Origin of the sequence: Kitasatospora sp. NPDC057936, from assembly GCF_042887525.1 — a bacterium.
In the GTDB taxonomy this organism is placed as follows: Bacteria; Actinomycetota; Actinomycetes; order Streptomycetales; family Streptomycetaceae; genus Kitasatospora.
In genome coordinates this window covers 61,078-79,496 of sequence record NZ_JBHVPD010000036.1, presented here as the reverse complement: position 1 = coordinate 79,496, position 18,419 = coordinate 61,078, and the positions used below count along the sequence as shown (strand labels likewise).

At 72.1% G+C, this 18,419-nt stretch carries 12 protein-coding genes; 5 read left to right on the top strand and 7 right to left on the bottom strand.

Going from position 1 to position 18,419, the window contains the following annotated elements; translation table 11 throughout:
* Positions 1-231 precede the first annotated feature (231 nt).
* Complete coding sequence (locus tag ACFVU9_RS20370; RefSeq protein WP_387595099.1) at positions 232-510, top strand: hypothetical protein; 279 nt, start codon at positions 232-234, stop codon at positions 508-510.
* Between the two features lie 239 nt (positions 511-749).
* Positions 750-2,546, top strand: a complete 1,797-nt coding sequence (locus tag ACFVU9_RS20365; protein ID WP_387595096.1) for an NRAMP family divalent metal transporter — start codon at positions 750-752, stop codon at positions 2,544-2,546.
* A 17-nt stretch (positions 2,547-2,563) separates the two neighbouring features.
* Here the strand turns inward: ACFVU9_RS20365 and ACFVU9_RS20360 are convergent, their stop codons facing one another.
* Complete coding sequence (locus ACFVU9_RS20360; RefSeq protein WP_380445409.1) at positions 2,564-3,898, bottom strand: nitrate/sulfonate/bicarbonate ABC transporter ATP-binding protein; 1,335 nt, start codon at positions 3,896-3,898, stop codon at positions 2,564-2,566.
* 21 nt (positions 3,899-3,919) lie between these two features.
* A complete protein-coding gene (locus ACFVU9_RS20355) occupies positions 3,920-5,590 on the bottom strand; it encodes an ABC transporter permease (protein WP_387595093.1) in 1,671 nt (556 codons plus the stop codon).
* A gap of 805 nt (positions 5,591-6,395) precedes the next feature.
* Here ACFVU9_RS20355 and ACFVU9_RS20350 point away from each other — a divergent pair.
* Together ACFVU9_RS20350 and ACFVU9_RS20345 are read left to right on the top strand one after the other, a co-directional pair.
* On the top strand, positions 6,396-7,751 hold the full coding sequence (locus ACFVU9_RS20350) for an alpha/beta fold hydrolase (RefSeq protein WP_387595090.1): 1,356 nt from the start codon (positions 6,396-6,398) through the stop codon (positions 7,749-7,751).
* Positions 7,748-9,355 carry an alpha/beta fold hydrolase gene (locus tag ACFVU9_RS20345; RefSeq protein ID WP_387595087.1) on the top strand — a complete coding sequence of 536 codons (1,608 nt, stop codon included), beginning with the start codon at positions 7,748-7,750 and terminating at the stop codon, positions 9,353-9,355. Before ACFVU9_RS20350 ends, ACFVU9_RS20345 begins: the two co-directional genes overlap by 4 nt.
* Positions 9,356-9,391: 36 nt before the next feature.
* Here ACFVU9_RS20345 and ACFVU9_RS20340 read toward each other — a convergent pair whose 3' ends face one another.
* The 5 genes from ACFVU9_RS20340 to ACFVU9_RS20320 form a co-directional block, all read right to left on the bottom strand.
* On the bottom strand, positions 9,392-10,075 hold the full coding sequence (locus ACFVU9_RS20340) for a hypothetical protein (protein WP_387595084.1): 684 nt from the start codon (positions 10,073-10,075) through the stop codon (positions 9,392-9,394).
* The gene (locus tag ACFVU9_RS20335; protein ID WP_387595081.1) at positions 10,072-10,434 is read right to left on the bottom strand and encodes an ArsR/SmtB family transcription factor; all 363 of its coding nucleotides are present in this window, start codon (positions 10,432-10,434) and stop codon (positions 10,072-10,074) included. Before ACFVU9_RS20335 ends, ACFVU9_RS20340 begins: the two co-directional genes overlap by 4 nt.
* Before the next feature lie 565 nt (positions 10,435-10,999).
* The gene (locus tag ACFVU9_RS20330; protein WP_387595078.1) at positions 11,000-13,726 is read right to left on the bottom strand and encodes a glycosyl hydrolase; all 2,727 of its coding nucleotides are present in this window, start codon (positions 13,724-13,726) and stop codon (positions 11,000-11,002) included.
* Positions 13,727-14,078: 352 nt separating this feature from the next.
* Positions 14,079-14,570, bottom strand: coding sequence for a hypothetical protein (locus tag ACFVU9_RS20325; RefSeq protein WP_387595076.1), 492 nt, complete (start codon positions 14,568-14,570; stop codon positions 14,079-14,081).
* Positions 14,571-14,664: 94 nt separating this feature from the next.
* On the bottom strand, positions 14,665-17,298 hold the full coding sequence (locus ACFVU9_RS20320) for a hypothetical protein (RefSeq protein WP_387595074.1): 2,634 nt from the start codon (positions 17,296-17,298) through the stop codon (positions 14,665-14,667).
* Between the two features lie 444 nt (positions 17,299-17,742).
* On the opposite strand from ACFVU9_RS20320, the gene ACFVU9_RS20315 reads away from it, so the two are divergent.
* On the top strand, positions 17,743-18,276 hold the full coding sequence (locus tag ACFVU9_RS20315) for an RICIN domain-containing protein (protein WP_387595071.1): 534 nt from the start codon (positions 17,743-17,745) through the stop codon (positions 18,274-18,276).
* The last annotated feature ends 143 nt before the right edge of the window (positions 18,277-18,419 follow it).

Genomic DNA, 18,419 nt, shown 5'->3' with positions numbered 1-18,419 from the left:
GCAAGGTCGGCATGGGCGCCCTGCGCGCCTACCTGCTGATCGCGATGATCATGGTCATCATCAAGGTCGTCCAGACCGCCCTCGGGCACTGAGCCCGCTCCTGGGGGCGGCGGCGTACCCGATGACCCGCCGCCGCCCCACCCGCCCGGAAGCCTGACCCGCCCGCAAGCCTGACCCGCCCGGAAGTCTGACCCGCCCTTCACCCCGAGGGGGAAGGGGAAGGGAGAAGCCGTGCGTCACACCCTCTCCGCCAGGCAGCACACCTGCCCGCGCGTCGCCCTGGCCCTGCACGACGGCGTCGAGCGTGCCTACCGCCTCGACGATCCCGGCAGCTGCCCGCACTCGGGCACCGCCGACACCGCCGCCTCGGCCTACGAGCCGCGCGTACACCTGGCTTACCTGCTCGCCCGCCAGGGCCACCGCGCCGACTGGCTCGCTCGCTTCGCCGACCTGCCGCCCGCCGCGGCCCACCGGCTCGCCAGAGCCGCCCGCCGCTCCGCCGCCTGCTGACAGCGCGCAGGCAAACACCCACGCTCACTCGCCCCCACGGCGCCGGTGTGCCTTCGGCATGCCCGCGGCCGGTCCGATGGAGGTGATCCGCCACACCCGTGGCGTCCCACGGCCACCACGGGTGCGGTGCACGCTGCCCAGCCCTTCACTGCGGCCCCGCCCGGCCGCTCTCATCGGCGTGCCCTGACACAGGCGTGTCGCCGGCCTGCCCCCCGCAGACACCTCAGAGGAGAAGCGCGATGGCCTTCCACACCACTCGCCCGGCCCGGAGCCAGAGGCCCGGGCCCAGCGAGTCGACGACACCGCAGGCAGCGGTCGGCCCAGCGGGCACGGACAGCGCGCACGTCGGCGACATCGTGGGCGCGCTCGGCACGATCGAGCAGGACGACACCGGTCGACGCGGATCGCTGGGGGAGCGGCTCAGGGTCCTGCTGGTCGTCATGGGGCCGGGCCTGATCGTGATGGTCGGCGACAACGACGCCGGTGGTGTGGCGACGTACGCCCAGGCGGGCCAGAACTACGGCATGAAGCTGCTGTGGACGCTGGCCCTGCTGATCCCGGTGCTCTACGTCAACCAGGAGATGGTGGTCCGGCTCGGCGCGGTCACCGGCGTCGGCCACGCCCGGCTGATCTTCCAGCGCTTCGGCCGGTTCTGGGGGATGTTCAGCGTCGGCGACCTGTTCCTGGTCAACGCGCTCACCCTGGTCACCGAGTTCATCGGCGTGTCCCAGGCACTGGACTACTTCGGCATCCCCCAGTACGTCTCGGTGCCGCTCGCGGCCGTGCTGCTGTTCGCCGTGGTGGCCGGCGGATCGTTCCGGCGCTGGGAGCGGTTCCTGTTCGCACTGATCGCCGTGAACGTGATCGTGCTCCCGATGGCCCTGCTCGCGCACCCGAAGCTCGACGAGACCGCGGCCGGAATCGTGCCGCGGTTCCCCGGCGGCCTCGACTCCACTCTGTTGCTGGTGATCATCGCCATCGTGGGGACCACCGTCGCCCCCTGGCAGCTGTTCTTCCAGCAGTCCAACGTCGTCGACAAGCGGATCACCCCGCGCTGGATCCACTACGCACGCGCCGACCTGCGGATCGGCATCGTGGTCGTGATGGCCGGCGCGATCGCCATCATGGCCACCGCCGCCTTCGTCTTCCAGGACACCGACCTGCTCGGCCGGTTCACCGACGCCGGAGCAGTCGCCGACGGCCTCGGCCGGCACGGCGGCCACACCCTCGGCGCGCTGTTCGCGATCGTGCTGCTCGACGCCTCGCTGATCGGCGCCAACGCCGTCAGCCTCGCCACCACGTACGCCCTCGGCGACACGTTCAAGAAGCGGCACTCGCTGCACTGGAAGCTGCGCGAGGCACCGCTCTTCTATCTCGGCTACGCCGTCCTGATCGGTCTCGCCGCCACCATCACGCTCACCTCCGACGCTCACGTCCAGGGCCTGATCACCCAGGGCGTCCAGGCTTTGGCCGGTGTCCTGCTGCCCTCGGCCACCGTGTTCCTGGTGCTGCTGTGCAACGACCGCCCGGTGCTCGGACCGTGGGTCAACACCGTGAAGCAGAACGTCGCCGCGGGTGTCATCGTCTGGGTCCTCGTCCTGCTCTCGCTGGCCCTCACCGCCGCGACGTTCTTCCCCGACCTCACGACCACCCAGCTGGCCTGGGGATTCGCGGCCGGTGCGTTCGTCGGCCTGATCGGCGGCGTCCTCATCGTGCTCCACACCCAGTACACGCAGCAGACAGCCCGCATCGAGGCCTTCAAAGCGCGGCACACGAAGGGCGATGCCTTCGGCGGTGTCACGGGAGAGGCCTGGCTGATGCAGGTCCAGCACGCGGACGGCTCGCCGCTCAGCAGGACGGAACGGAAGGTGGCCCTGGAGCACGACCGGACGTTCTGGCGCACACCAGCCCTGCATACCCTGCCCAGGCCGCAGTTCTCCGCTCTGCGGAAGGCAGGCCTGCTCACCCTGCGCGGCTACCTGCTCCTCGCGGTGACCTTGGTGATCGTCAAGACCGTCCAGCTGTCCACGAGCTGACCGGGGGCGGGGCTTCTCTACAGCGCCGCTTCCGCCCCGGGTTCGAGGGCGAACTCGCCGTCGTCGGCGTCGTAGTCGTACAGCTCGCCGTACCGACCCCAGTCGATCGCGGTCTCGAGCTGCCGCCGCGCGTCCTCGGCGCCGTAGCCCGCGCGCAGCAGGTCCAGGAACAGGTCTTCGCGCAGCTTGTGGTCGTCGGTGGCGGCGAGGGTCTGGACGATCGCGCGGACCAGCGGGGCACGGCGCGCGGCGTTGCGGGCGAAGAGCTGTTTGCTGGTGAGGATGTCGGCGGCGGCGAACTCGCGGCCGGCGTCGGTGATGGAGATGCGGCCGTCGGCGGTGGTGGCCAGTCCCAGGAGGACGGCGGCGTCGACGAGGGGCAGGAGGTCGTCGACCTCGAAGTTGAGTTCGTCGGCGATCTCCGCGAGGCCTTCTTCGCCGCCCATGGCGAGGAGGATTTCGAGGAGGCCGGCGAGGCCGCCGACGGTGGCCGGTGGCAGCGGGGTGGTGATCGGGGTGGCGGCCTGCGGGGCGGCGGGTTCGGCCTCGGTGCGGGCCTCGCGGCCGGTGAGGATGCCGTAGACGGTGTCGATCAGGGCCTCGAAGGCGGGGGCGTTGCGGTTGCGCGGCCGGGGCAGGTCGACGGCGAGTTCGGCGCTGATCCGGCCGGGGTTGGAGGAGAGGACCAGGACGCGGTCGGCGAGCAGGACGGCCTCCTCGATGTTGTGGGTGACGATGAGGATCGACTTGACCGGGGCCTCGTGGCCTTCCCACAGGCCGGTGAGTTCGGAGCGGAGGTTCTCGGCGGTGAGCACGTCGAGGGCGGAGAACGGCTCGTCCATGAACAGGGCGTCGGGTTCGACGACCAGGGCGCGGGCGAAGCCGACGCGTTGGCGCATACCGCCGGACAACTCCTTGGGGTAGGCGCCCTCGAAGCCGTCCAGGCCGATCAGGTCGATGGCCTTCAGCGCCCGCTCGCGCCTCTCCCGCTCGGGAACGTTGCGGGCCTGGAGGGAGAGTTCGACGTTCTGCTGCACGGTGAGCCAGGGCAGCAGGGCGAAGGATTGGAAGACCATCGCCACCCCGGGGTTGGCGCCGGCCAGTGGCTCGCCCCGGTAGGCGACGGTGCCGGCCGAGGGCGGGATCAGGCCGGCCAGGCAGCGCAGCAGGGTGGACTTGCCGGAGCCGGACTTGCCGAGCAGCGCGACGATCTCTCCTTCCGTCAGGCGCAGGCTGATGTCGTCCAGGACCGGCAGCGCCCTCCCATCGGGGGTGGTGAACGTCTTCGTCACGTTGGCTGCCTCGACGATGGTGGCCCCGGTGCGGGGTGTGCCACGGGTACCGGTGGTCATCGGTGTTCCCCTTCGAGTGGGTCAGAGCGAGTAACGGGTCTCGGCGAGGCGGTACAGGCGACGCCACAGCAGCCGGTTGAGGGCGACGACGTAGACGCTCATCACGCTTACGCCGACCAGGATCTTCGGGAACTCGCCGGTGCCGGTGGCATTGGCGATGTAGGCGCCGAGGCCGGTGGCCTCCAGGTGGTGGGAGCCGTAGTCGACGACCTCGGCGACGATCGAGGCGTTCCACGCACCGCCCGCCGCAGTGATCCCGCCGGTGATGTAGTACGGGAAGACCGCCGGCAGGATGAACGACTTCCAGCGCAGTCGCCCGCGGACGCCGAAGCTGGTCATCGCCTCGCGCAGGTCGGTAGGGACGGCGGAGGCCCCGGCGATCACGTTGAACAGGATGTACCACTGGGCGCCGAGCGCCATCAGCAGGATCGACCCGAGGTCGAGTGAGATTCCGGCGGCGACGAAGAAGACGGTCGCGAAGGGGAAGATGAAGTTCGCGGGGAAGCTGGCCAGTACCTGCACCACTGGCTGGGCGAAGCGGGTCACCTTCGGGTTCATCCCGATCCACACGCCGATCGGCACCCACACCACGGTGGCGACCGCGAGCAGGACCAGGACCCGGCCGAAGGTCGCCGCGCCCAGCGCGAAGGCGTGCCCGAACTCGGACAGGCCCACCGTGCCGTCCACGTACGCCAGCGCCCGCCACGCGCCGAACACCACCACGGCCGCGACCGCCCCGGCGAAGAACACGTCCCCGGTGCGCTCGCGCACCGGCGAGACCCCGAGCGGGTGCTCGGCCAACCCGAAGGGGCGCGTCCAGCGCTCCAGCGCCCGGCTCGCCGGCCGCATCGGACGCCCGATCAGCTCCGGCACGCTGGAGCGGCGCAGGATGTCGAGCACCACGCTGCGCGGGCGCTCGGCCGCCTCCGACTCCTCCACCCGGAACCGTTCCGCCCAGGCCGTCATCGGCCGCCAGAACAGCACGTTCACGCCGATCACCATGACCACCATGACCGCGATCGCGATGCCGACCTGCCCGAGGTCGCCGGCCGCGATCGCGGTCGCCGCGTACGACCCCATGCCCGGCAGCGCGTAGTGGTGGTTCAGGACGCTGATCGACTCCGAGGCGGCCAGGAAGAACCAGGCCCCGCCGAAGCTCATCATGCCGTTCCACACCAGCGGGATCATCCCGCTCGGCACGTCCAGGCGCCAGAACCGCTGCCACTTCGTCAGGCGCATCACCCGCGCCGCCTCGTCCAGCTCCCGGGGCTGCGACATCAGGGAGTAGTAGAAGGCGAAGGTCATGTTCCACGCCATCGAGGTGAAGATCGCGAAGATCGACGCGCACTCCAGCCCCAGCGTCGAGCCGGGGAACAGGTTGATGAACGCGGTCACCGTGACCGACAGGAAGCCCAGGATCGGCACCGACTGCAGGATGTCCAGCACCGGCAGCAGCACCTTCTCCGCCCGCCGCATCCGGGCCGCTGCCGTGGCGTACACGAAGGTGAACGCCACTGACGCCACCAGCGCCGCGAACATCCGCAGCAGCGACCGCACCGCGTAGTACGGCAGGTTCGACGCGTCCGTGGACACCGAGGACGGCGCCGTGGACGGCAGGAACGGCGCGTCCAGCGACGGCGCCAGCTTGAGCAGCCCGTACAGCAGCGCCACCAGCGCCGCCGTCACCAGCACGTCCACCCACCGCAACGCCGGCCGCCGCCACACCCCCCGCGACGGGAATCCGCCCTCACCCGCCATCCGTCCGCCCTTCCACGCCGTGCTGCCCGGACTTCCCGCGGCCACTGAAGCACGGCCGGGCAGCCGCACAGCACGTTTGGATGGCTGAGACCCGAACGCTCACCGACATGGAGGATGGCCGGACCGTGGATCGACTCCGAGCGCACATGGCGCTGCCCGAACCGCACGGTGAACGATCGGAGCCGAGGCGCGCGAAAACGCCCCCGGCACGCCGATCGCGGCGGATTCCAGCGGTCGTCGCAACACATGAGCAGGTGAACCGCGTCGCCCCGCCAGGACGGGCCGCGGGGTGGTGCCGCGCTGCTCCGAGTGGAGCCCGTGAATGGTGGACGTCTCCCCACGAACGCAGGCTGGCTTACACAGCGCCCGCACCGACGTCCCGGCGGCGGGCGGAGTCACCCGGCGGCGTCCCCGACGGGCGGCCGGGGGCGACGGCGAAAGGCATCACATGGTGGAACAGGGCGTCGGTCAGGGCTGCCTGCGGACCGTTCGCGGGATCGGCAGGTCCCTGCGGAGGCGGGTGTGGCGCAGGTGCGCGCGGGGGCGTTCCGCGGGGTCATCCACCGGGGTGGCGCTCATCGCCGCCGGGCTGGCCCTCCTGGGGGCGCTCGGCCCGACACCCAGCAGCGCCGTGTCACCACCGCTCCGTGAGCCCCTGTCAGGAGCTCCGGCGCGGTTCGTGCCCGGGCCCTGCCCGGAGACGCCCGAGCCGGTCCCCGGGCGGTGCGGGGTGCTGGAGGTGCCCGAGAACCGCGCCGCCCACCGGCACGGACGGACCGTCCGGCTGGCCGTCGCGATCATCCCGGCGGCGTCCGCGACGCCGGCCGGCGACCCGGTGGTGTTCATGGAGGGCGGCCCCGGCGGCGACGCGTTCGGGAACATCCCCTTCCTGATCGGCGCCGGCGTGAACCGGGACCGCGAGCTGATCGTCATGGCCCAGCGCGGCACCCTCCATTCGGAGCCGAACCTCGCCTGCCCGGAGATCGACCGGTTCTACGCGGGCGCCGTCGGGCTGCCCTTCAACGCGCCCTCCACGGGGGAGCTCCTGGTCCGGGCGACGAAGGAGTGCCGGGACCGCCTGACCGCCGGCGGAGTCGAACTCGCCGCCTACAACACCACCGAGAACGCAGCGGACTTCGCCGGCCTGCGCACCGCGCTGGGCATCGACCGGTGGAACGTCTACGGGTACTCCTACGGCACCAACCTCGCCCTCACCTACCTGCGCCTGCACCCCGAGGGGATCCGCTCGGTGGCGATCGACTCGGTCGCACCCCCGCCGGTCGTGAACCTCCCGTGGACCTGGGACAGCTTCCGGGAGGGGCTCGACGAGGTGTTCGCGGCCTGCGAGGCCCAGCCCGCCTGCAAGAACCGCTACCCCGGCCTTCCCGGGACCGTCACCGAGCAGGTCCGGCGGCTGGAGGAACACCCCCTGACACTGACGGTCCAGCCCCCTGGGGGCGGAAACCCGGTGACGGTCGTCCTGGACGGGGGCAGCCTGGTGGACCTGCTGGTCGCCAAGGCCGTCCCGTTCGCCGACCTGCCCGCCGCCCTCGACGAACTCGCCCACGGCAATCCCGAGCGCTTCGCGCGGGCCCGCGCCGCGGGCGCGACGCCCGTCATCGGCGAATTCGCCTACGGGCTGAAGGAGTCGGTGGCCTGCAGCGAGTGGGTGCCGGGCTACTCGCGGGCCGACGTGTTGGCGGCCGGGCGCCGCAACTTCCCCGGGTGGCCGGACGCCGTCCTGGCTCAGGCGCCGCAGCTGCCCTTCCAGTACGACGTCTGCCGGGTCTGGAACGTCCCGGACCGCACCGCCGTCCAGCGGGTGGTCACCGTCAGCGACGTTCCCGCGCTCGTCATCTCCGGCACCTTCGACTCCAAGACCGGGGCGAGCTGGGGTCAGTACGCGGCCCGTACGCTGTCCCGCTCGACCGTCGTGCGGATCCCGGGCATCGGCCACTGGGTGGTTCCCCAGTCGTGCTGCGCGCAGAGCGTCCTGACCTCCTTCCTGGCGCACCCGACGGCGCCGGACACCGCCTGCGTGGCAGACCTCGCGCCCGCACCGTTCACCATCACCCCCGAAACGGAAGCCGCATGATGTCAACTCCCGCGCCCCACCGCCGTCGCACCGCGCGACGGCTGCGGGCCACGCTGGCCGTGGCCACGGCCGGTGTCCTCGCCGTCGGCCTCGCCGCGCTGCCCGCCCGGGCCGCACCCACCCGCGCCGAGCCCGCTGCCGGACCGCCGCTCGGCACGGTCGCCCGGACGGCCGGGCGCGCCCACTTCGAGCCGGGCCCCTGCCCCAGGACGGCGGACCCGATCCCTGAGCTGGAGAAGGCCCGCTGCGGAACGCTCACGGTGCCCGAGCGCCGCTCCCGGCACGACGGGCGGACGATCACCCTCGGAGTCGCGATCATCCCGGCGGCCACGAGCAGACCGGCACCCGACCCGATCGTGTGGCTCGCGGGCGGGCCCGGCGACGACGCGGTCTCCGAGATCCCCCTGGCACTCAACGGCGGCCTGAACCGCGACCGCGACGTCATCTTCATGTCCCAGCGGGGCACCTACTCGGCCGACCCGGCGCTCACCTGCGCGAACATCGACCAGTTCAACGCGGATTCCCTCGGCCTCGTCTACGGCGCGCCGTCCACCGGACGCCTGCACGTCGACGCGACCCGCGCCTGCCGCGACGGGCTCGCGGGCCGCGGGGCCGACCTCAGCGCGTACAACAGCACCGAGAGCGCCGCCGACTACGCCGACCTGCGCGAAGCGCTGTGCATCGAGCAGTGGAACGTGTTCGGCATCTCGTACGGCTCCGACCTGGCCCTGCTCTACATGCGCCTGCACCCGCAGGGCATCCGGTCGGTCGGCATCGACGGCATCCTGCCGCCGTCCCTGGCCGGCGGGGCGGTGACCTGGAAGGCCGCGCAGGAGGGGTTCGACGGCCTGTTCGACGCCTGCGCGAAGCAACGCGCCTGCAACGACCGCTACCCGGACCTGAAGGCCACCTTCGAACGCCTCGTCGTCGAGCTCGAAGCCCGGCCGGTCACCACCACCGTCACCGTCCCGGGCCACCCCGATCCGGTGGAGGTCGTGCTGGACGGTGGCGTCCTGGTGACCTGGCTGACCGCCGCCAGCCACCTGGCGGCAGGCGTGCCGCGCTCCATCGACGAGCTGGCCCACGGCAACCCGCAACGCGTGGCCGAGCAGTGGGCCGGCGGAAAGCTCAGCCCGGCGGCCTTCGGCAGGCTCTCCCACGGGCTCGCCTACGGCGTCTTCTGCAGCGAGTGGACACCGTTCGAGAGCGAGGCGGACGTCATCGAGGGCGGGCGGCGCGCGTTCCCGTCGTTCCCCGACTCGGTGCTGGCCAACGCCCCGGGGCTCGCCTGGCTCCACGACGACTGCCGCGCCTGGGACGTCCCCGCCGCACCGCGCTCGGTCCGGGACGTGACGCACAGCGACATCCCGACGCTCGTCCTGTCGGGCGGGTTCGACGCCCAGACCGCAGCGAGCAACGGGCCGTACGCCGCCCGCACGCTGAGCCGGTCCACCGAGGTCACCGTCCCCTACGTCGCCCACGTGGTCTTCGCCGACTCGGCGTGCGCGCAGGAGATCACCCGCTCGTTCTTCGACACTCCGACCGCGCCGAAGACGGAATGCCTCGCATGCCTCCGGCCGCCTGACTTCGAGATCGCGCCATAAGGCCGACCGGTTGCTTGGCGGGCGTCGGCGGTGGTGTCAGCAGCCGCACTCCTCGCCGCGCCAGGCGTCGATGCCCTCGCGGACGGCGAGGCCGGCGACGAGCAGACCGATCGCGGGGTCGAGCCACCACAGGCCGAACAGGGCGTTGGCGAGCAGGCCGACCAGGACGGCGGCGGCGAGGTAGGCGCACAGGAGGTTCTGGGTGCCTTCGCCGCTGGTGGCGGCCGAGTCGAGGATGGTCCCGAGGCGGCGCTTGGCGCGGCCCAGCGGCGGCATGACGATCAGGGAGGTGACGGACAGGCCGATGCCGAGCCAGCTGGTGGACGGCTTCTCGCCGGCGGCCAGCGTGGAGACGGCGTCGTAGGCGATGTAGGGGGCCAGGAGGAAGAACGTCACCGCGACGGCCTTCTGTGCGCGGGCCTCGGAGGTCTCCGACAGTGTCCGGGTGCCGCTGAACCGCCAGACGACGATGACGGAGGCCAGACCTTCGACGACGGAGTCGAGGCCGAAGCCGAGCAGGGCGACCGAGCCGGCCAGGACCGCCGCGACGAGTGCGACGGTGCCCTCGGCCGCCATGTAGCCGAGGGAGAGCCACGACAGGAGCTTCGCCTTGCGGGCCGCCTCGTGCCAGGCGGCGCTCTTCTCCACCGGCGGGCGGCAGCAGGCGTCCGTGCAGCCGGGCTCGCAGTGGCAGGCGCTTGACTCGGCCTCGGCGGTCACCGGTCGTCCCCCTCGCCGGCGCCGTAGACGGGGCAGAGCGCAACGGCGTCGCCGGTCTCGGCCAGCACGGTCTCCGCCGCGGCGAGCAGGCCGATCAGGGAGGGTTGGGTCAGGCTGAACACCGAGGCCCGGCCGACCGGACGGGAGTCGACCAGGCCGCAGTCGCGCAGGCAGGCCAGGTGCTTGGAGACGGTGGACTGGGCCAGGCCGAGCTGCTCGACCAGGTCGACCACCCGGGCTTCGCCGGCCGTGAGCCGTTGGACGATCGCCAGACGGGCCGGATCGCCGAGGGAGCGGAACAGGGCCGCGGCCGGTGCGAGCTCGTCCCGCCCGACGGGTTCAGGTGATGTCATCGCCATGCGGCGATGCTATCGCGCCCTCGGATCAGCCCGTGGGGCGGGAGGGCCCGCCGCCGGGGCGGTGCTGGAGGTCGACCGGGTTCTCCCCGTCGTTCGGCGGCAGGGCCGGAGGGGGAGCGGGGTTCGGTGCCGTTGTGACGGACGCGTGGCTGCCTGCGGGCGCGGGCTCTTGCGAGGCCGTCCGGGTCGGGGCTGCGGTGCTGCCCTTGGGGGGTGGTGGGGAGGTCGTTGCCGCACCCGTCGAGGGCGACGTTGGTGTCGGCGTCGGTTCGGCGGCGGCGAGGTTGGGCGGAGCACTGGTGCTTCCCGTTGCCGGGGCCGGCTGCTGAGTGGCCGGGGCCGCGCTTCGGGCGGGTGAGGCGGCACCACTGGATCCGCAGGCGGTCGCGGTGAGGGCGAGGAGCAGGGCGGCTGCCGGGACGGCGATGGTTCTCTTCACGGGCGGTGGTCTCCGGTCTCGTGCTGGCCGCGGTCGGACGTGCGCGCGGGTCGGGAGGTTCCGACTATGCCGGTGCCCGGCGCGCTCGGGAGAGCGGCCGGGCACCGGTGGTTGCGCGTGTCGTGGTCAGTTCTGGTTGTCGTCGCCCTGGCTGTTGTCGTCCTCGTACAGCGCGGTCGGGTTGATCGACCAGATGCCGCGGCCGAAGGTGGCGGCGTAGAGGCGGCCGTCCGGGCCGGTCTTGAGCTGCTGGACCGAGGTGGTGGGCAGGTTCTTGCCGAGCACCGAGAAGTTGGTCTCGCCCGGCGCGCGGTAGAAGGCGGCGAGGTCGCTGCCCAGCGCCAGCCCGCCGTTCGGCAGGAGCTTGACCGAGGTGGCCGGGACGTCGGGCAGGTTGGCCGAGACGTCGGTCCAGGTGGCACCGCCGTCGTGGGTCTCGAAGAGGTGGCCGTTGCCGGCGCCGGGGCCCTCGGTCCAGGTCCGCGAGAAGCCGTTCATGGCGACGAAGACGTGCTGGGCGTCCTTCTCGTCCACGGCGAAGGAGGAGATGTACCGGTTGGGCAGGGTGCCGTCGACGGGCAGGTTGAGCTGGTGCCAGCCGGTGCCGTCGGTCTTGCCGACCGCGATGCCGCGGCTGAAGCCCTGGTTGTTGCAGGGGCCGCACCAGCCCGCGTACACGGTGCCGTTGACGGTCGCGACGGCGGTGGCGAAGTGCCCTGCGCCGAGGTCGTAGGCGCTGGTCCACTCGCTGCCGCTGCGGATCGCGTAGCCCTTGTGCTGCACCCAGATGTGCTGACCGCCGGCGATCCAGGTGTTGACGTCCTTGGGGTCGGCGGCGAGCGGGGCGATGAAGCGGGCGGAGCTGGTGGCCTTGTCGGGCGGGGCGACCTCGTAGGACGTGGCCTTGCTGGGGTCGGAGTTGCCGGAGCCGTCGTTGACGGCGCAGTTCTGGGTGACCCACATGTCGAGGTAGACGTATTCCTGGGCGATGTTGCAGCCGTTGGCCGGGTCGACCAGGGTGTCGGCGCCGTCGCCGCCGAAGTTGGAGCCCATCACCTTGTCGTGGGCGCGCAGGATCGATTCGCCGTTGTCCTGGAGGCCGCCGCTGACGATGACGCCCTTGCCGGTGCGGTCCGCCGGGTCCTTGCCGACGCCGACCGAGTAGTACTGCAGGGTGTCGATGGTGCCGTCGGCCAGGGACTTCCAGTCCGTGGCGTGGCCGGACGCGTCGGCTGCGCCGTTGACCGGGCGGGTGTAGATGCCGCCGTCGTTGCCGACGTACACGCTGGGCTTGCCGTGGTAGGTGCCGATGGCGACGGCGTGCTGGTCGGAGTGGGTGGTGGGCGAGCAGTCGCCGGTCACCTTGGTGGGGTCGATGCTCCAGCACGGGAAGGTGAAGTTCCAGTACGGGCCGGGAACGGACCAGCTGGTGCCGCCGTCCTTCGTCTCCAGCACCTCCTCCAGACCGGCGTAGACGTGGTCGGGGTTGGCCGGGTCGACCTGGAGGAACTGGTTGTACCAGGACTGGATGCCCGGCTGGTAGCCGGCGCCCTGGAGGGCGGAGCCCGAGTTCTTGATCTTGTCCTTGTCCGCGATCAGCGTCCACGGGCCGGACGGCGAACCGGACTTGGAGACGTAGATGCCCTTGAGCCCGGTGTCGGGGTTGTGCGCCATGACGTCCGGGGACTGGTCGATGGCGTAGTAGCGCGAGCCGTCCGCGGAACGGGCGAACGTGACGTTGCCGACGTTCGCCGCGTCCGTCGGCAGGTCGCCGAGGGAGGCGACGCGCTGCCAACTGCCGTCCGCGGCCTTGCTGTAGAAGCCGTTGTAGGTGTCGCCGCCGCGCCAGCCGACGGCCAGGATCACCTTGGACGGGTCCTTGGGGTCGATCGCGATGTCGTTGGCGATGTTCTTGTACGGCGCGCTCGGGTCGGCCGCCTTCGAACCACCCGGCAGGTAGTCCGGGTTGGGTGCGAACTCCAGCGCCCACGGGCCGGAGAGGTCGGTGGCGGAGTGGCTCCACACACCGCGGCTGGTCGCCGCCCACACCTTGCCGCCGCCGAAGCGCAGCGCGTGGATGATGGTGGACTCCAGCTCGGCGCCACCGACCCGGTTGCCGGGCTGGAACTTGCCGTGCTTGGGGTCGGACAGCACGTACACACCGGTGCCGACGTAGGAGGTGGCGCCGGTGTTGGACTCGCCGGTGGCGTACCAGAGCCGGCCGCCCTCGTCGAGGTTCAGCGTGCCCGTCGACAGCGACGGCAGCTTGTCCGCGATCGGCTCCCACTGTCCGCCGCCCGTCCGGGAGCGGAACACCCCGCCGTCGGCACCGCCCGCGTACACGTACCCGTCGTCGTCGGCCGCGATGCCGGTGATCCGGCCGGTGGTGTACCCGGCGCCGCCGCTGGAGTTGGAGTTGGCGTCCCGGTAGCGCGGGTCGTCCTCGTTGTACGGCTTGTCGGTGACGTGCTTCCACGAGCCGTCGGTGTGCGGCATCGACTTCAGCTGCGCCCAGGCCGCGCCGTACGCGCCCGGTGCGACGACGCCGGGGGCGGTGCGGGCCTCGGTGTACTGCGCGGTGCCCTCGGCGGAGTTCTCGGCCTCGTCCGCGCCGCCGTCGCCCCCGCCCGGGGTGTCGGCCTTGGCGGAGAAGGTGTGCTTGGCGGTGCTGCTGGTGGGGCTGGTGCCCTTGACCTTCGCGGCGTGCTTCTGGCCGACCTCGTCGAGGTGCTGCGCCTGGTGCGGGCGGGGGTCGGACGTGCCGGGCGCGGCGAGGGCCTGGGTGGTGGTCAGTCCGAGCGCGGTGAGCGTGACGGCGGGCAGCAGCAGCCGTCGGCGTTGCCTGTTGGGCACGATGGTGGGTCCTCCCCATGCGGCGGGTCGCGCGGTTGCGCTGCCCGGCGGAATCAGACCGAAGCTTTGCGGCTCACGGGGCCAGAGTGAAGGGAGTGCGCGTAACGAATGCTTAAAACCAAATCAGTTAAGAAAGTTGAAGGACAACAGAAAAGCCCCGCCTTTCCGCGCCCGGCGGGAAGCCGAGGCGGGAAGGCGGGGTTGGAGCGGTCAGCGGCGGCTGTGCAGTGCGCTCAACGGACCGTCAGCGGTTGTTGGCGGGACGACCCGTCGGCGGCCGGAGCGGTCGTCGTCGGTCGTGTGGTGCGACGGGACCGCGGCCTCGATGAGTGAGGGCCGCGGTCCCGTTCGTTCAAGGGGTGGTGGGGAACGGAAGCGTCCGGCCCGGGACCGGCGTCGGCTGGCCGGCACCCGTGGGGCCGGGCTGGTTCGTCGGCCCGGGGCCGGGGGCGAAGCGGTCGGGTTCGGCGTCGACCGGGTTGTCGGAGTCGTGGCTCGGGGTGGCGGCGGGTGACGGAGAGGACTTGGCCGGGTTGCGGGTGGCGCCCCGGGCGAAGGTCGGGGTTGCGATGGGGTGGGACGGGCCCGGTGTTCCGACAGGGGCGCCGTTGGGTGCTGCGGGCGTCTCGGTGGGGCCGGCCGACGGTGCTGCGGCCGGCGTGCCGGTGCTCGTGCCGCTACCGGGTGCCGGACCGGTGGCCGGCCGGCCGGCGGCTGCGGGTGTGGTCCAGGCGGGGCCGTGTGCGGCGGGGCGGTCGTCGTCGGAGAGCAGCGCGAATGTGGTGGCACCGGCGGCGAGGGCGAGGAGGCCGGCCGCGGTTCCCAGGATCAGGCGCTTGCGCATGCCGGGATCCTCCTTACTGGCGTACTGACGGGTGTGGCGCGGGGGGGGGGCGCCGGGGGCCGGGGGGCACCGGGCGCCGGGGGAGCGGGGTGGGTCACGTCGTGGGCTGCGGGGGCAGGGTCCAGGTCCACGCGCCGCGTCCGTGGGTGGAGACGAGCAGGTACGAGCTGTCCGGAGCGACGGCGAGGTCGCCGACCGGGGTGTTGGGCAGTCCGGTGCCCAGCCGGTACCAGGTGGAGGGGGCGGTCGGCGAGGCGGCGAGGACGCCGTTGTCGGTGCCGACGATCAGCGAGCCCAGGGCGATCTTGACGGCGTTGACCGGTGCGTCGGGCAGGTTGCCGCTGATGTCCGTCCAGGTGGCGCCGCCGTCGTGGGACTCGAAGACGTGGCCGGTGCCGGCGCCGTCGATCCAGTGCCGGCTGTAGGAGCCGTAGACGGCGACGACGTGCGCGGCGTCGGCCTGGTCGGCGGAGATCGCGGTGACCACGCGGTTGGGCAGGTTGGGCGCCTGGACCTGGTGCCAGGTACCGCCGTAGTTGGTGGCGATGCCGGAGACGAACGGCGAGCCGCCGCCGGGGTTGCAGCCGTTGCCGGTGCCGCACCAGCCGGCGTACGTCACGGCGCCGTCGGCGGTCACGGCGGTGGCGGCGTTGCCGGCGCCGAGGTCGAAGACCGGCTGCCAGTCGCAGGTCGCGCCGGTGCAGGCGGTGGACCAGCCCTTGCCCTGGTTGTCCCACACGTAGCGGCCGCCGGCCACCCAGTGCTGGACGTTGGCGACGTCCGCGCCGAACGGGGCGACGAAGCGGCCGTCCTTCTCGCACGGCGTGGTCGTCGACGTCGGCTTGAAGTTGGTGCAGTTGGGGCTGATGTTGTACCAGGTGTGGCCGCCGTCGAGCGTCTTGGCGAGGGCCAGGTTGGTGTACTCGGCGACGCTGTAGCGGCCGTCCTGCGGGGCGACGATCACGTTGAAGCCGTCGCCGCCCTTGGGCTCGTACATCGCCGGGTCGCCCGGGACGGAGACCGAGTAGCCGTTGTCCTGGAGGCCGCCCCAGAAGATGTCGCCGGTGCCGGCGGTGTTCTTCCCGGTCTGGCCGCCGTAGTACTGGAGGGTACGCAGGCCCGCGTTGAGGTCGTTGAAGCCGCCGACCTGGGCGCGGGTGGCGGAGGGCCGGGACCAGACGCCGCCGTCGCTGCCGAAGTACGTGGTGCCGTCGGGGGCGACCACCGCGGCGTGGTGGTCGGGGTGGGTGGTGTTGGGGCAGCTGAACTGGCTCGGGTCGTAGCTGAAGCAGCTGTAGGTGTTGTTCCACCAGTACGGGCCGATGGCCGTCCAGGTGGAGCCGGAGTCGGAGGTCTCGTAGAGGTCCTCCAGGCCGACGTACAGGTGGGTGTCGTCCGCCGGGTCGACCACGAGGTACTGGTCGTACCAGGCCTGGCCGCCGACGGTTCCGGCGGTGGCGCCCGCGTTCTTGAGCGCGGTGCCGTCCGCGAGCCTGGTCCACGGGCCGTTCGGGTCACCGGTGCCGGACACGTAGACACCCGCCAGCGCCACCGTGGTCGGGTCCTCGACGACGGCGAAGAGCTTGCCGCCGTCGGAGGTGAAGCCGAGGGTGGTGCGGCCGACCTGCGCCTGGGTCAGGTCGCCCGAGACGGTGGCCTTGTTCCAGGTGCCGGAGTCGCCGTTCGCGGTGGAGTAGTAGACGCCGTTGTAGCCGAGGTCGTCGGCCTTGGTGCCGCCGCGCCAGCCGAGGACGGCGACCAGGCTCTGGCCGTTGCTGTTCGGCTGCACGCGGACGTCGGTGATCCAGGAGGTGCGGTAGGGCGAGCTGCCGGGGTTCGGGTCCGGCTTGAGGACCGTCTCCCAGGCGCCGTCCGTGGTGGCGGCGTCGTGGCGGATGAGGCCCTGGTTGGTGGCGGCGTAGACCTTGCCGCCGGCGAACTCGATGTGCGTCACCAGGCTGTTGGTCAGCCCGGTGCCGGCCTGGGCCCAGGTCTGTCCGCCGTCGGTGGAGCGGTACAGACCGGTGCCGCCGATGCCGTCCGAGTTGGAGTTGCCCTCGCCGGTGCCGACCCACACCGAGTGGTCGGCCGGGTTGACGGCCACCGCGCCGATGGCGAGGCTCGGCTGGTCGTCGAACAGCGGGGTCCAGGTCTGGCCCTGGTCCGTGGTCTTCCAGACGCCGCCGCCGGCGGTGCCGAGGTAGACCGTGGCGCCGTCGGCGGCCAGTGCGGTCGCGCGCCCGGAGACCACGTCGTGACCGGCCCACCAAGGGCCCTGCGCGTAGGCGGAGTTCTGCGACTGGTACGGCAGGTCGTTCTTCTGCTGCCAGGCCACGGCGGCACCGGTCACCGGCATGGCGGCGGCGTCCTTCGCGGCGGCGGTCACGGCCTCGGAGCTCACCGAGGTGCCGGGCGCGGTACGGGCGACGTTCGCCTGGGCGGAGGCGGCGAGGATGTCGGCACTCTCACCGGCCATGCCGCAGTGGCCGGGACGGGCGTCCGGATCGGCGTCGGCGTCCTTGCCGGTGTCCTTGTCCGCGTCGTGGTCGGCGTCCCGGTCGGCGTCCGGATCGTGCGCCGCGCCGCAGGCGGCGGCCCGGTCGTGGTCGAAGTCGAGGTAGCGGTCGAGGTCCAGGCCGCTCGCCGCGGTGGCGGCGATGAGCAGGACGGGCAGGGCAGTGGCGATGGCTATTCGCCGTCTGCTCCAGCGGGTACGCAATGAGGGCATGCGCGGCTCCCGGGGAGGAGGAGGTGCGTGGGGACGCGCCATTCTCAGCAACCGCTCAGGCTTTTCCCAGACTTGTTGCAGGAACCGTTATTCAGTGAATGAACCACCGTGGCCCGCACACGAAACCGCAGGTGGGTCGGCCTGCGGCATTCCGTGCACACAGGGAAATCGGACCGCGTGGGCGTGACGCGGATCACGGTTTGCCTACCCTGTCCGCGCCCTTCCGGTCGCCACTGTGCCGCTCGGCGCATCGCGGCGGCGGTGAGGCGCGGGGTCGTCTCCCGGGTGACGGACGGACAGGTTGGCTCCCGTCTGCCTGCCTTCCCGCGTTCCCGCCAGGGCGGCAATCGAACGCCGATCGGGCGGCAATCCGGCCCGCCGAAGCTGGGAGCGACCGGTCACGGGGCCGGTCCGGAGAGCGAGGAACGAGGAGCAGGAGGAACGATGAGGAAGGTACTCACCACTGCGGTCGCCACTGCGGCGTTCGCCACGGCCACGCTCGTGGCCGCCGCGCCGTCCGCCCATGCCCTGTCGAGCGGCGTGCTGCTCAAGAACGTGTTCAACGGCCGCTGCCTGGACCCCAGCGGCACCGGGAACGGGATCGGCGTCTTCCTGGTGGACTGCGACCCCAACAGCGCCTACCAGCGCTGGACCATGGTCTGGATGGACAGTCCGCAGGGCGCCTACTACGAGCTGGTCAACGCGGAGAGCGGCCGGTGCCTCGACGCGGCCTGGCAGGACATCGGCGGCAACGGGACCAAGATGCAGCTCTGGGACTGCTACGGCGTGGGACAGAGCAACCAGCTGTGGAAGTTCACCCGGGCGACCAGCGACCCCCTCGTCTACAACCTGACCGTCCAGACCAACGGCCGCTGTCTGGACGGCGCCTACGAGGAGATCTACTACAACCACGGCAAGACCCAGCTGTGGGACTGCTACGGCCCGGGCCAGGTGAACCAGCTCTGGCGGATCTCCTGACCCGCCCGACCCGGGACGTGGGGGCGGCCGCGCGCGGGCCGGCCCCGGGGGGGGCGGGCGGGGGCCGGCGGCGCGGCGGGGGCGCGGGGGGGGGGTGCCGGGGGGGGTAGGAGAGAGCGGGGGGGGGAGGGGGGGGGGGTTAA